This is a genomic window from Enterococcus larvae, assembly GCF_017830045.1.
Lineage (GTDB): Bacteria > Bacillota > Bacilli > Lactobacillales > Enterococcaceae > Enterococcus_L > Enterococcus_L larvae.
On record NZ_JAEDXU010000002.1, the window covers coordinates 460,670 to 475,020 of the forward strand.

Annotated in this window: 10 protein-coding genes; 3 read left to right on the plus strand and 7 right to left on the minus strand. The window is 41.1% G+C overall.

What is annotated here, in order from left to right; translation table 11 throughout:
• Nucleotides 1–37 precede the first annotated feature (37 nt).
• From I6N96_RS06225 to I6N96_RS06235, 3 genes are read right to left on the minus strand one after another with little or no spacing between them, the layout of a single operon-like run.
• Complete coding sequence (locus I6N96_RS06225) at nucleotides 38–1,189, minus strand: glycoside hydrolase family 88 protein (RefSeq protein WP_209556669.1); 1,152 nt, start codon at nucleotides 1,187–1,189, stop codon at nucleotides 38–40.
• 9 nt (nucleotides 1,190–1,198) lie between these two features.
• Entirely contained in the window at nucleotides 1,199–3,013 is a 1,815-nt protein-coding gene (locus I6N96_RS06230; RefSeq protein WP_209556670.1) for a DUF2264 domain-containing protein, read from the minus strand.
• A 5-nt stretch (nucleotides 3,014–3,018) separates the two neighbouring features.
• A complete protein-coding gene (locus I6N96_RS06235; protein ID WP_209556671.1) occupies nucleotides 3,019–3,417 on the minus strand; it encodes a hypothetical protein in 399 nt (132 codons plus the stop codon).
• 170 nt (nucleotides 3,418–3,587) lie between these two features.
• On the opposite strand from I6N96_RS06235, the gene I6N96_RS06240 reads away from it, so the two are divergent.
• Nucleotides 3,588–4,646 (plus strand): LacI family DNA-binding transcriptional regulator, encoded by a 1,059-nt coding sequence (locus I6N96_RS06240; protein ID WP_209556672.1) that lies wholly within the window; start codon nucleotides 3,588–3,590, stop codon nucleotides 4,644–4,646.
• Nucleotides 4,647–4,751: 105 nt separating this feature from the next.
• Here I6N96_RS06240 and I6N96_RS06245 read toward each other — a convergent pair whose 3' ends face one another.
• From I6N96_RS06245 to ppdK, 4 genes are all read right to left on the minus strand, one after another.
• The gene (locus I6N96_RS06245; RefSeq protein ID WP_209556673.1) at nucleotides 4,752–6,512 is read right to left on the minus strand and encodes a glycoside hydrolase family 35 protein; all 1,761 of its coding nucleotides are present in this window, start codon (nucleotides 6,510–6,512) and stop codon (nucleotides 4,752–4,754) included.
• Nucleotides 6,499–8,211 (minus strand): hypothetical protein, encoded by a 1,713-nt coding sequence (locus I6N96_RS06250; protein WP_209556674.1) that lies wholly within the window; start codon nucleotides 8,209–8,211, stop codon nucleotides 6,499–6,501. The genes I6N96_RS06245 and I6N96_RS06250 overlap by 14 nt, the downstream gene beginning before the upstream one ends.
• Before the next feature lie 243 nt (nucleotides 8,212–8,454).
• Complete coding sequence (gene lysA / locus I6N96_RS06255) at nucleotides 8,455–9,756, minus strand: diaminopimelate decarboxylase (protein WP_209556676.1); 1,302 nt, start codon at nucleotides 9,754–9,756, stop codon at nucleotides 8,455–8,457.
• Nucleotides 9,757–10,056: 300 nt separating this feature from the next.
• On the minus strand, nucleotides 10,057–12,666 hold the full coding sequence (ppdK, locus tag I6N96_RS06260) for a pyruvate, phosphate dikinase (protein WP_209556678.1): 2,610 nt from the start codon (nucleotides 12,664–12,666) through the stop codon (nucleotides 10,057–10,059).
• Between the two features lie 163 nt (nucleotides 12,667–12,829).
• On the opposite strand from ppdK, the gene ccpN reads away from it, so the two are divergent.
• Nucleotides 12,830–13,465 (plus strand): transcriptional regulator CcpN, encoded by a 636-nt coding sequence (gene ccpN, locus I6N96_RS06265; RefSeq protein ID WP_209556680.1) that lies wholly within the window; start codon nucleotides 12,830–12,832, stop codon nucleotides 13,463–13,465.
• A 15-nt stretch (nucleotides 13,466–13,480) separates the two neighbouring features.
• Nucleotides 13,481–14,290, plus strand: a complete 810-nt coding sequence (locus tag I6N96_RS06270) for a pyruvate, water dikinase regulatory protein (protein ID WP_209556762.1) — start codon at nucleotides 13,481–13,483, stop codon at nucleotides 14,288–14,290.
• Nucleotides 14,291–14,351 lie beyond the last annotated feature (61 nt).

The following is a 14,351-nucleotide window of genomic DNA, read 5'->3' on the forward strand; positions in this document are numbered from 1 at the left end:
TCCAATATTTTTTATACTTCAAGGTTCCCCTTGATATTTACCAATAGCTGTACCAACTGATTGCCAGTCGTGTCAGAGCTTCTACATAGTAATAGTCGCCCCAAATCATACACTCATCCACACCTTTATCAGAATTCTTGTCGTATACACCATGCAGCAGCAGACCATTCGAATTTGGAGTATTCCGTGTCGTATAGTTTTCTGCTAAAGCAGCCATGATGTCCAGTGCGGCCTTTTCATAGGTCTCATGCTTTTCATCAGAAAGCGGCAATTGCTTTGACAATTCCAACAAACCGCAAACCGCAATCGATGCCGCTGAGCTGTCTCGTTCTTCTCCGCTTCCATCGCTGAACACTAAATCCCAATAACAAATTTTGTCTGCTGGTAGTTCTTCAATAAAATAGTCTGCCAGATGCTTTGCTGTTTCTAAAAAGGAGACATCTCCTGTATAAAGATAGCTGAGTGTAAATCCATAAATCCCCCATGCTTGTCCACGTGCCCAACAGGAGCTGTCTGAATAGCCCTGTGCGGTTTTACCATCTAAGGCTTCACCAGTTTCCGTATCAAAGAAATAGGTGTGGTAGGTTGTATAGTTGGGACGCACAATGTATTTTTGTGTCTGCAGTGCATGAGCGTAGGCTGCCTTTTCATAGCGTTCATCTCCTGTTGCTTCTGAGGCAAAATATAAAAGCGGCAGGTTCATCAAACAGTCAATGATCATTCTTCCACGTTCGTTCGGATCGTTCAAATCCCCCCATGCTTGGATGATTTTAGCTTTAGGAGAATAACGCTTCATCAATAAATCTGCCGCTTTGACAGCTAACTCTTTAGAAGCTTCATTGCCATTCACATGATAATCGGCAATTGCTGACAAGATGTAGAGAAAACCAATATCATGTGTTTCTAATTCTACCTCCTGATCCAATCGCTTCTTGAAAGAGTGAAGCTGACTGGAAATGGTTGAATCAAAGTCTGCCGAACCCGTCAGCTCCTTCGCCAAAAAGAGCATACCTATCCAAAAGCTGGCTGTCCAATCGGTGTTTCCCTCCGGTTCATAAACCTGTTCTTGACTGGCAGCGGGCGGGACCAATACTTCAAAGGTCGATTGATTTTCCCGAATTTTTCTTAAAACATAATCAATTTCTTTCGGCAGCCAGAACAGGCTGTCTTTTACTGACACAGTTTCCATAACTTCCTCCTAGTTTTCCAATGCAGCGAACCAGCTTTTCTCTGCCTGTGTAATAATGATTTTATTTCTCTCAATTGAAATTTCCGGATTTTCCAGCGTTTCATCAGATAATCTACCACTGATGACAGAAATCAACACATGGTTTCCTTTCTCTAGATGTCCTTTGATATGCGGCAGCATCGTTACCGGATAAAATAAATTAGTATTCGGTTCTGTCCGCACGACATCAGCCTTATCAAATCCATAGATCCCTTCCACACTTGAGATACCTTCTGTCGTTTCATACATCGCTCGTTGTCCATCGATCAAGGGAGCATGTGCTTCATTCAGCGGCAGACTGAATCCGCCTTCATAAACATCAATCATACGCTGCGTTTGGACCTCATGAATCCGTATGTGACAGTTCGTTATAGGGATGATCGTACTCTTGATCGTCACATCGCTCCATGGCTGCCAGTAATGAATGATTCTATCTGAGCCTATTTCATAAGTGATATCCTGATCTTTGCTTCGGAAATGGCAATCATTCTCTGCTACAGCTAAACAGCTGTCAAATGCTCCTTCATAGTAAAGGTAGCTGCTTTTCGGTACGCTGAAGCCAAATTGCGAAGAGTAAACAAACTTGTTGTATTTTGCTCCGGCATGATTTTGAAAATGAAGAAACTGCCCTGCTGGAAATACTTGAAGATGACTTCTATCATCGTTGTACTGATAAAAACTGCGGCTTTCAGGAAGACTCAATGGGTTTTCTTCGATTTGCAACGGCTGAGGCTCTGCTTGCCAATATGGATGATCCTCAGGGACTGCTAATAGAATGAATGTCTTGAATGACCAATATGGAGAACCCGGTGCATTATATCCTTCGGCAAAGGTCAAATTCTGATAATGATACCCTACAGAAAGTAGTCCTTCCGGAGTGAATATTTCATGGTTCATCCAACGATGCATATGACGACTGATCAACCCTTTAATTTCTCCCCATGGCAAAGCCTCCACATTAGCGAATACTAAAGCGCTGAAAAAGGATACCTGTGCAAAACGGTAAGTCAAGCTGCGCCCAAAAGGGATCGCTTCGCCAGTACTGTCGAACCAATATTTAAAGGTCTGAGCAAATAATGTTGCTCGTTTCTTCATCTTCTGAACACGTTTTGGATCGTCCTCTTCCATAAAACGACAGTATAGTAAGCTATAGTAGTGGATGGCAAATGAGACGTAATAATCGATTTGTGTTTCAACGCCGTCAAAATACCAGCCCTTCCCTATATAAAATGAATCAATTATTGCTAAATCCTGATCGATCATTTCCTGAGAGTACGGTTTGCCGCATTTTTTCATAGCAACATTGACTAACACTCGGAAAAAATGCCAATTATTTTTTGGAATCGTATGCTCGTTCGCCTGAATCAACCATTGATATAGATTTTCTTGCTCGTCAATGGTCAGAATGTCCCATGTCTTCTCCTTGTTTAAAAGTAAGAATGTGCTAAGAGAAGCCATTTCAACAATCAGCTGGTCAAAATTTGTCACTTGACCCCAATAAGCTGGATTATCAGGATCAGTACCTGCTTTGATACCATGCATATAAGTTTCCAAAATCGAATGATCCTGTGTTGTCAAAAATGGGCCTAAGCCCCATAAAGGTCTCAGAAAAGCTTCGGCTTCTCGCTTTGTTTCAGTATAAACAGTTCCGTGACTACCCAATTTCAGGTGTCCAGGATCATCAGCCTGAAAAAACGGCAGCACTGGTGATAATAAATCTAGAAACCCTCTGCTGACCTCCTCCTTTGTTTCAAATGTGTTTTCTTTGATTCGTTTATTCAACATGATTCCTACCCATCCTTTTCAATCAGAATACCTTTGAGAAATCCATAATATTCACCATAGACTGTCACGTCATCCCCAACCTCAAAATCATTTTCCTGTTCATTAAATACTTGATATTGACTATTTTCGCTAATTAGAATAAAACGATCACCTTTCTTCAATACCTTTTCACTGCTATCACTCTTTAAAATCGTTCCTTTGATTTGCACGAATTCATTCAAAGGAACTTCTCCATCTTGAAACGCTTGATTTGAATAATGCTTCGCCTTCTCTTTTATGTTTTCTACCGCTTCCTTACTGAAAGAAGCTTGTCGTTCACTCTCCCCTTTCATTTCAGAAGAGCAGCCGGATAGAAATGATAGAAGTAAAACTGATAAAAGCAAATACCTACGTTTTCTTTTCACAAAACCGCCTCCCTTTCATGTAAAACGCTTTCTTTAGGAAAATTTTACTATTTTTTACAAAAATAATCAAGCTTTTTTAGTAAAAATATTTTTTAAGACTTGATTTTTTTTACTAAAAAGAAATATACTATGGGTATAGAGAAAAAATCATAATATGAGGAGGTATGACTATGGCAACAATCACAGATATTGCACAAGCAGCGAATGTGTCGATTTCAACTGTTTCCCGTGTGCTGAATTACGATACAACTCTCTCCGTTACTGAAGAAACCAAACGGAAGATTTTCGAAACAGCTGAAAATCTGAATTATACAAAGTACAAAGCAAAGAATAAAAAAAGAATTATAGAAAGCGCTGATGCCCATGCAGCTGAGAAGAAAAATGAACGATCGATCGGTATCATTCAATGGCGCACCGATGATGAGGAATTAGAAGATATTTATTACATGTCTATTCGCTTTGGTGTAGAAAAGCGAGCGGCTGAGTTAGGCTACGACATTTTGAAGCTCTCTCAAATTGATGATCAGTCCATCAAAGCCGTTGACGGACTTCTCGCTATCGGAAAATTCACACAGGAGACGCTTCAACAGCTTCAGCAGCTCCATCCGAACCTTTGTGTCATTGGCAGTAATTTCCCATTAGAGGATTACGATTCAGTCAACACAGATTTTTCACAGGCAACGGAGCTGGCACTCAATCACCTGTTTGAGCTTGGTCATGAGAAAATTGCTTTTATTGGAGCAGAAGAAAGTCAAAATCTGCATGGCTATCGCCGCTATAAAACGCCAACAGCAAACATGTACTTAGACATGATCAATGATCGTCAGCTTTTCAAGGAGAAATATTTTATCCTCAAGGAAAATAGCCGTTTAGATGTCAGCACCGGAGAAAAAATGACAGAGCAGGCCTTGAAGGATTGGACGGATGACCTGCCAACTGCTATTTTAGCTGCAAATGATGCTTTCGCAATCGGTGTGATCCACACGCTGACAGCTCATAACATCAAAGTGCCTGAAGAAATCAGTGTGATGGGAATCAATGATCTGTCGATTTCACGTTATGTCTCTCCCCCATTGTCTACTGTCCACGCCTTTACCGAGGAAATGGGTGAAACAGGGGTTATGACTTTGCATGAGCGTTTAGAAAATCCGGGGATCTCACGTAGGATTTTCCTCAGTACAGAACTGATCGTTCGAGAATCGACGGCTGTTCCACGCCGGAAAAGCTAGCTTCATACACTAAAAAACTGTCACGCTCGGTCTTCAGCCAAGCCATGACAGTTTTTTATTTATTTTTCCAGATTTTTCTATACTCATCAGATAAATCATGCTGCTTCATTGCTCAGTTTTTCCTAAGTTTGGAACAGCTGTCAGAGTAATTTGACTATTGCTCTTCCCTTCTGATTCAAACAGGATGATTTCGTTCTCCCCTTCCTTTAAAAATGGTGCTGGAAGGTACAAATGCTGCTGTGGCCCTTTCTCCCAATATCGACCAATATTATGCCCATTGACCATCACAAAGCCTTTTCCCCAACCAGTTAGATCAACAAAAGTGTCCCCAAGTTCTGTTACCGAAAAACAGAAGCGATAAAAAGCGGGCTGCTCTGCCTGCCATTCTTTCGTAAAGTCCAGAGTAGTCAAGTCCTCCATTGGCAGACTATATATCGTCCATCCACTTTGGAAAGCGCCGTTTATAATGACACCATCTTCGATCCCCTTTAGCTGATGATTCATTCTGACTGAGTAATTGACACGTCCCATATTTTCTACTAGAATCCCTAAATCATTCTCCTTATTCGTCAAATCAAAGGAGAGCTTTTCCCCAATTTCCAAATCATACTGTGTCTTCAGATGTCTATTATTTAGGAATATTTGTGCTCGGTCTGCACAACCAATCAGACGAAAGTCCTCAATTTGGCGAGGTTTACCGATTGAGCTTTGATAATAAATGTACCCAAACGCCTGATTCAGCTCCTCCATAGTCAACGGATAATTACTGATTGTTTTTACCGATAGCTGATCAAGATTTCCAAACAAAGAAGTACGCTCTGATACAGGTATTGCGCCATAGTTGATTTTCTTTATTTCAGTCGAAAAGCTCACTTCAGGAATGTCTGTATATTTAGCAATTACCTTTTGAAACTTTCGATACTTGTCTGTGATATCTCCCCATTCTGTCAAAAGTGCATCATAGTCATAGCTAGTGACATCAGGCGCAAGCTTCTCATAATAATTTGCCCCACTGGTAAAACCGAAATTTGTCCCGCCGTGAAACATATAGATATTGACTGACCCCTGTGCCAAAATATCATCCAGCTCCTTAGCTGCTGTCTTACCATCAGTTGTATGGTGAATCGAATCTCCCCATGCATCAAACCAGCCAATCCAAAACTCCATGACCATTAATGGTCGCTTCTCCCCGTGAAAATCACAAAGACGTTGAAAGTGCTTCTTCACATCAGAACCGCAATTGATTGTAGGAAGAGCAAGCTCGGAAATCGATCCATTCTCCAGCATATCTCCCCAAGGTCCGTCTGATGTAACAAGCGGTGTTTCTACTCCATATTGGCGCAATAATTGAACTAGCTTTTTCAGGTATGATTGATCATTGCCATACCCGCCGTATTCATTTTCTACTTGAACCAGAATAATAGGCCCACCCTTAGTGATCTGTAGATCCCTGATTTCAGGAAGCAAACGGCTGTAATATTCCTCAACTTTTTTCATGAATACAGGATGATCGAAACGCAGCTTTGTCGTTCGATCTTTTATCAGCCAGTACGGCAAGCCTCCAAATTCCCATTCTGCGCAAATATACGGTGCTGGTCTCAGGATTACCTTCAGCTCGAGATCAGCTGCCAATTGAATGAATTTTCGTAAATCTAACTGTTTTTCAAAACAAAACTCCCCTTCCTGCGGCTCATGAAGATTCCACGGAACATAGGTCTCAACAGTGTTACATCCTAATGCTTTTAGCTTTTCTAAACGATCCTGCCAATATTCCGGTACCACTCGAAAATAATGAATAGCGCCTGAAATGATTTTGTAAGGCTGGCAATCATAATAGAACTCCTCTTGAACATCAAATGTATGCATCAGTGTCCTCCCTTAATGATTCATTCATCTTCACTCTAACTCTGATTACTGCTTCCACTCCAGCTTTGTAAAGCGCTTGGATCCTATATGCTTTCTGTTCCTTACCTGAATGATCCCGATAGCGCTCTGTCAATACAGTGATGTCTGTAGTTTCAAATCCAATTTCACAAAAGCTTTGCTTCCCTTGCAAAAAGACCCTCTGCCCCTCTATACGAGGTTGAAGTTGCGAAACAAAATTCTCAACAACCTCATTGTCAGCAGTATCAAATAGAAAATGATCTGTCAGTATACTTTCACGTTGCTCTGTGTTCACTGCAAAGGAACGTCTAAAGCTTCTCAACTCCTCATTTTTACTATATGTCTCCTGCAACTCCATCGAAAAGTTCAGCTGAGTTGACTGTTTATCGAATGACACATTTTCAGCAGATACTGCCCCAGGCTGCTGCTCTTCTCCATTTATGCGGGGGATATGATGACTAGTTGCACCAGCAGTGAAGTATCCATAGCGTTTATCCTCATTGAAATAATCTCGTGTATACTCTCCGGCGCCAAGGTCAGTCAGAAACAGTTCATTTATATCCCCTAGAACAAAATGCCCGATATCTAAATGATTATGACTCTCTTCATTTGATCCGCCTTTGGCGGCAAAGAAAAATGCTGGTTCCTGCCTTCTGCTCATCAGCCATTGTGCATCTGAAAAATAATGACAAACCGTTAACTGAGAATCTGTCTGAGCTCCTTCTTTCTTCCAGAGTAAATTACGTAAAAGGGGTGCGAAACGATAACAATGATCGAAATCCAATGAGCTTGCTTCCGCTAACTTTGGTATTGACACATCAAATCGATTTTTACAAAAATTGATTAGTCCACTTGGTAAGGTTGGCTGAGAATAATCTGAAAAAGGGACGAACTGTTTTTGATCGATCATTGTAAAATAAGGAAAAGCCGCTATTGCCTTTACTTTGGGCAGCTTCAAATATCGATCCTCCTGCAGCACCTCTTTCAACATCTCTGCGTAATAGATAAAATAACCAAAGCCATAGCTCCAATAACTGACACCTTCTACACAGGCGCCATCCTCTCCAAAGCCTCGCAAATAGCTCTGCATCGAAACATCCAGACGATCAATGATAGGCTGTAATCGCTGATCTGTTTGTTCTATCAAAGATAGCGCTGTCATTCCGAGGCATCCCGCAATCACTGCACTCCAATTGTTTTCCTTCTGCTCCCAAGCCCACTGCTGTTCTTCAAAGGGCAGTAAAATTCTACGTTCAATTTCTGACATCATTCGCTGTAAAATCAATGGTGATAATTTTGAACCAATCAATCGGTAAAGTTCAGCTAGTGTTTGTCCTGTCTCTGCTGCAAAAAGATCGATACAGGCAGGTGCTTCCTCAGCAAACTCATTCTGATCGATCGACAGATGTGCAGGTAACGCCCAAGTATATTCATTGCATATCTCCCAAATAATCTGTTCCAAAAATTGAAGCGTTTCTCTCGAATCTTCTAAATAAACAGCTAATCCCATCACTGCAAGCTGACGGCGACGTTTAAAATACGCTAGCTCGAAGGTTAAGCGATCGCCGGATACTAAGTAATTTTCATACCCTGATACCGGTAATGAGACAACTGTCTGAGACAGCAGATATTCTTCGGCAGCGTCTCTGATTTGCTGTTCCAGTCTCTGTGTATACTTCATTTTTATTCTCACATCCCTCACTATTTTTTTAACACTAAGAATGATGCATCATTTCTGCTTTTAATAAAATGTATTATTTTACTAAAATTTTACTAATAGAATACCAGATGTCTGTTCTTTTTCCAACTATATTTTTCGATTTAGGCAGTTTTTTTCTCAAAAATAAAAAAACTGCCTGATTTCTCTCCATTCAGCAACCGCCAAATGGATAAAATCAAACAGCTTTTATTTCAATCCACCAATCTATTCACAGTCAAGTGAAATTAGATCATCGTATGTTTCCCTTCTTATAACTAGCTTGTCTTCGCCATTTTCGACAAATACAACAGCCGGTCTAGGGTTTCGGTTATAGTTACTAGCCATTGAATAGCCATAAGCTCCTGTACTAGTCATGGCAAACAAATCTCCTGAGACCATTTCAGGCAACTTGATATCTTTGATCAGAATATCGCCTGATTCACAGTATTTCCCTACTACTGCAACGTTTTCCATATTTCGGTCACTGATCCTATTTGCCAGCAGACCTGTATACTCCGCGCTATACAAAGCGGGACGAATATTATCTCCCATACCGCCATCAACAGAAACATAGTGGCGAACCTCAGGAATCTCTTTTTGTGAACCAACAGTGTAGAGGGTCGTCCCTGCTTCTGCTACGATACTGCGCCCCGGCTCTATCCAAAGCTCAGGCAGCGGATAATCCTGCAAGCTGCACTGCCCCTTCACTGCCTCAACGATTGCCTGTACAAATTTTTCCGGTTCAAGAGGTGTATCGTTTTCGGTATATTGAATACCAAAACCGCCCCCCATATTTAGGACTTCTGCAGTATAACCATAATCTGCCTTCCATTCTTCCAAAATAGCCACCATTCGCTCAACAGCGACAAGAAAACCCTCGGAAGAAAAAATCTGAGACCCGATATGGCAATGAATCCCTTTTAATGTCAAACCTTTAGCAGCTACTACTTTCTGCATTGCTTTTGTTGCCTGACCGCTATTCACATCGAAGCCAAACTTAGAATCCACCTGACCTGTCAAAATATAATCATGTGTTTCAGCATCTACCCCAGGTGTTACCCGAAGCATGACATCTTGTGTCACACCTTTTGCAGTAGTCAACTCTTCTAATAGCTCCAGCTCATAAAAATTATCAACAATAATCATACCTATTTGGCTATCTAACGCCAACTCAAGCTCTGATTTTAGTTTATTGTTTCCATGAAATTCAATATTTGCCGGTGTCATGCCGCCTTTCAATGCTGTATATAATTCTCCACCCGATACAACATCACAGCCAAGACTTTCCTCTTCCAGCAGTTTGTACATCGCCAAACAGCCAAAGGCTTTACTGGCATACACTACCTTATTCTTGATCCCCAGTTCATCAAGTGTCCGCTTGAATCCTCTGGCTTTTTCCCGAATGTGTGCGACATCATAAATAAACAGCGGTGTTCCATACTTTTCAGCAAGTTCTGTTGTATCACAACCACCAATGACAAGATGGTCTTTTTCATTGAATTCTGCTGTACCAAATAATAACGACATTTTTTCACCTTCTTCATTTTAGTTATCAATGATGATAACACAAAAATGAAAAAGTTCCTATCTGTTTTTTCATTTGAATTTAAGTGATTTTTTTGAAAAAACCAGTGATTTTCCTGTTTATTTAAGTAAGTGGATAAAGAATTAGACATTGATTATTTGATATAGTTTCCGTAATAGAACGAACGACACCGCCATTATATAATTGACGAAGAAGCAATCATCAGAAAATCTGCTCCTACTCTGTCACCTCATCGTTGTAAACTTAACTGATTCCTGCTAAATAACAAATTATCTCTTTTATTACTCAAATTTCGATTCTTGAGCGATAGTCAGAATGGCTGCCGGTATTCTGTAAGGTGAGCAAGACACATAATCAATTGGCAGTTTTCTTAGGAAACGAATAGACTGAGGATCTCCTCCAACCTCTCCACAAACACCAATTTTACTGCCCTTTGAGGTTTTATGAATATTCGCAACGGCCATTTCGATCAACTGTCCCACACCTTCCTCATCAAGGTGTTGGAACGGATCGGCTTTCAACAGATCTTGTTCAATGTATTCTCCTAAAAATTTTCCTGAGTCATCCCTCGAGAAACCAAAAGTAAGCTGCGTCAAATCATTCGTTCCAAAGCTGAAGAAATCCGCATACTCTGCAATACCATCCGCAATGAGGCAAGCTCTTGGTGTTTCGATCATCGTTCCTATTTTATATTCAAGCGCCTCACTGTTTAATACCTCTTGGATCACTTGATCCAAATGCTCTCTCAGAAGAGCCATTTCTTCTTTCGTACTGATCAACGGAATCATAATTTCCGGGATAGTTGTAAAGTCCTGTTCACGATTTACTGCCAATGCAGTCTCAACGATTGCTTTTACTTGCATCTCATAAATTTCCGGAAGGCTCACAGCAAGTCGACAGCCTCGATGCCCCAACATCGGATTTTGTTCCTCCAGCTCGTCCATTCTCTTGCGTATCTGTGCCGGCATTCTTCCGGTTGCTGCTGCCAGCTCCTCGATCTCTTTGCCTGTTCTTGGAAGAAACTCATGGAGAGGAGGATCTAATAGTCGGACTGTACAGGGACGTCCTTCCATCAGCTGAAAAATTTCTTTGAAGTCCTGCTTTTGATAAGTCTTCAATTTTTCCAATGGTTCTTTCAACCCTCTTTTGTCTTTAGCAAGAATCATTTTTCTCATTTCACTGATTCGTTCTTCACCAAAAAACATATGCTCTGTTCTTGCCAGACCAATGCCATCTGCGCCAAGGTTCAAAGCCGTTTTAATATCCTCCGGTGTTTCTGCATTAGCAAAGACCTTCAACTCATTGATTTCTTTTCCCCAGCCTAAAACCTCCTGCAGAAGCTCCTGTTCGTTGCCTTCTCGCTTTGAAATCGTTCCTCGATATAGCTGACCTGTTGTTCCATCAACAGACAAAATATCTCCAGCTTTGAAGACATGCTCCCCACAGATAATCTGTTCCAAAAACTCATCTACCTGTAATGTTTCACATCCAGCAACACAGCAAACACCCATTCCTCGAGCAACAACAGCAGCATGTGACGTCATTCCACCTCGTGAGGTCACGATTCCTTCACTCACAACCATTCCTTCAATGTCTTCTGGAGAGGTTTCCTGCCGAACCAAAATCACTTTTTCCCCCCTCAATGTGGCGGCCTTTGCGCTTTCGGCAGTGAAATAGATTGCACCACTGGCCGCTCCCGGACTTGCCGGAAGACCTTTCGCTATTGATACAGCCGCTGCTAGTTCTGCTGGATCAAATACAGGGTGAAGCAGCTGTGTGACCATCGACGGAGTAATACGCTGCAGCGCCTCTTTACGTGACAGGATTCCTTCTGCTACCATGTCAATACAGATTTTAAATGACGCTTTAGCCGTCCGTTTACCGTTTCTAGTTTGTAGGATATACAGCCTTTGATCTTCAATTGTGAATTCAATATCCTGCATATCCTTATAATGAGCTTCTAAACTTGAACTGATTCTTTCAAACTCTTGATACACCTCTGGCATGGATTGCTTTAGTCCGGCAATCGGCTGTGGCGTACGAATCCCTGCTACAACATCCTCTCCTTGGGCATTCAGCAGAAATTCTCCAAAGATTCCCTTCTCACCGGTTGACGGATTTCTCGTGAAAGCTACTCCCGTCCCGCTTTCAAAACCAGCATTGCCAAAGACCATCTCTTGAATATTTACAGCTGTGCCTAAGTCATCAGGAATTTGATGCAATCTGCGATAGGTCACTGCTCGTTTATTATTCCAAGAACGAAAAACAGCTTCTACAGCTTGAAATAGCTGTTCCACAGGATTTTGAGGAAATGGACGGTGCAACACCTCCTGATAGATTCCTTTATAGACATCCACCAGATAGTGCCAATCCTCCTCCTTCATTTCTGTATCTTCCTGATAGTTTCTTTTATTTTTATAGAAGGTCAATTGGTCTTCAAATCGACTTTTATCAATTCCGCAAACAACATCACCAAACATCTGCAGCAGACGACGATAGCAATCATAGGCAAAGCGTCCATTCGCTGTTTTATCAGCCAAGGCTTTGACTGTTTCATCATTCAAGCCCAAATTCAGGATTGTATCCATCATTCCAGGCATAGAAAATTTAGAACCGCTACGTACAGATACAAGAAGCGGCTGACTTGTACTGCCAAATCCCTTATTTGTTTTTTTCTCTAAAGCTTTGATATGATTCTGTATGTCATTTTTCAACTCCTCCTGCAAGCTGTCCTTTCCAGCCAAATAGTCTATACAAGCTTCTGTTGTTAAGGTAAACCCATTTGGTACAGGTAAACCTAAAGCAGTCATTTCTGCCAGATTGGCCCCTTTTCCTCCTAACAATGCAGTTTGTTCCTTTGACCCCTGTGAAAACTCATAAACAAAATTCATACTTACCCTCCTGAATAGTGTAACACATTTATTTTCAATCGCATTATATAGTGTATCACATTTGATGTCAACCTATTTATGATACATTTTATTTATACTTGCTTTTATATATGACCCTATATATAATATATAGTATGTCACATTAAGAGAGTAGGTTATACGAATGAACTTAACTTCCAGACAGCTGGAAATCATTAAAATAGTGAAGGATAATGAGCCCATCAGCGGTGAATCCATCGCAAAAACATTGGGTCTTAGTAGAGCAACCCTTCGTAGTGATCTGGCCATTCTGACAATGACTGGTCTACTCGATGCACGGCCCAAAGTCGGTTATTTTTATACCGGTCAAACAGTTGAGCCGTTGCTTTACGAAAAGCTGTACAGGAAAAAAGTGAAGGATATCATGATTCCTCCACTCTTGATTCCTCAGTCAACGACTATCTATGACGCAGTGACCAATTTATTTATGTATGATGTTGGTTCTCTGTATGTAAAGGACGAACAGGAGAACCTGATTGGGCTTCTGTCCAGAAAGGATCTTTTACGGGCTGCTATCAGCAATCCTCATACTGAGAAAACTCCTGTGGCAGTAATCATGTCGAGAATGCCGAACATCACAACCGTCACTGGAGAACATACTATATTAGAAGCCGGCGATTTGCTGCTTCAGCATAGCGTAGATACCCTACCTGTAGTTAGCGAGCAGGAACCAACTAAAGTGATTGGTAAGCTTACAAAAACAAAATTGATGGAATACTTTATCCTAGCTGGTAAAGATATAGAAAATGAAAATTATTAGGAGTGTTTGATGAACATGAAGAAAAATAACGTAAAAATCTATTTAATTTCTGACTCTGTGGGAGAAACTGCTCAGAAAATCATTTCTGCTGTTTCTGCGCAATATCCTGAAATCGATATGAGAGATATCCAACGCTTCCCATTCATTACAGATGAGGACTTGCTTCAACCGATCCTGAAGGATGCCCTACATGATAAAGCGATCGTTGTCACTACTTTAGTAAACAAGCAGCTAGTCACTTTAGTTCGAGATTTTGCAGCAAGAACCGGACTGCAATTTGTTGATTACATGAGTCCTTTGAGCGAAATCATTGAGTCTACCTTTGGTATTGCTCCACTACAGGAGCCCGGAGCCTTGCATAAATTGAATGAGCAGTATTTTAATCGTGTTGCTGCCATTGAATTTGCGGTTCGCTATGATGACGGGAAAGACCCGAAAGGCTTTTTAGAAGCTGACTATGTCCTGCTTGGTGTATCAAGAACATCAAAGACACCTTTAAGCATGTATATGGCAAATAGAAATCATAAAGTAGCGAACCTGCCGCTGATTCCCGAAGTTCCTCTGCCAAAAGAATTGGATCAAATCGACCCAAGTAAAATCATCGGTCTAACTACTTCTATGGAAAGCCTGAGAGATATTCGAAAATCTCGCCTGCATTCATTGGGGCTAAAAGAGGATTCTGCCTACACAAACTGCGATAGAATCAAGGAAGAGCTGGCTTATGCTGCTCAAGTCTTTGATAAATATCACTCCTTTGTTATTGATGTCGAGAAAAAGTCAATTGAAGAAACCTCTTCAATCATTGAAAACTTAGATGAAAGATAGCAATATGTGCGCTTAGCAAGCTCATTTAGCTTTTGACTTGATTGTCAAAGAGAGCTGGTCC

Excerpts from the sequence above, each read along its gene's own strand:
- I6N96_RS06245 (WP_209556673.1), bottom strand. The coding sequence starts at position 6,512 with ATGCATACATTTGATGTTCAAGAGGAGTTCTATTATGATTGCCAGCCT.
- ccpN (WP_209556680.1), top strand. The coding sequence starts at position 12,830 with ATGAACTTAACTTCCAGACAGCTGGAAATCATTAAAATAGTGAAGGAT.
- I6N96_RS06240 (WP_209556672.1), top strand. The coding sequence starts at position 3,588 with ATGGCAACAATCACAGATATTGCACAAGCAGCGAATGTGTCGATTTCA.
- I6N96_RS06270 (WP_209556762.1), top strand. The coding sequence starts at position 13,481 with ATGAAGAAAAATAACGTAAAAATCTATTTAATTTCTGACTCTGTGGGA.
- I6N96_RS06230 (WP_209556670.1), bottom strand. The coding sequence starts at position 3,013 with ATGTTGAATAAACGAATCAAAGAAAACACATTTGAAACAAAGGAGGAG.
- I6N96_RS06225 (WP_209556669.1), bottom strand. The coding sequence starts at position 1,189 with ATGGAAACTGTGTCAGTAAAAGACAGCCTGTTCTGGCTGCCGAAAGAA.
- lysA (WP_209556676.1), bottom strand. The coding sequence starts at position 9,756 with ATGTCGTTATTATTTGGTACAGCAGAATTCAATGAAAAAGACCATCTT.
- ppdK (WP_209556678.1), bottom strand. The coding sequence starts at position 12,666 with ATGAATTTTGTTTATGAGTTTTCACAGGGGTCAAAGGAACAAACTGCA.
- I6N96_RS06250 (WP_209556674.1), bottom strand. The coding sequence starts at position 8,211 with ATGAAGTATACACAGAGACTGGAACAGCAAATCAGAGACGCTGCCGAA.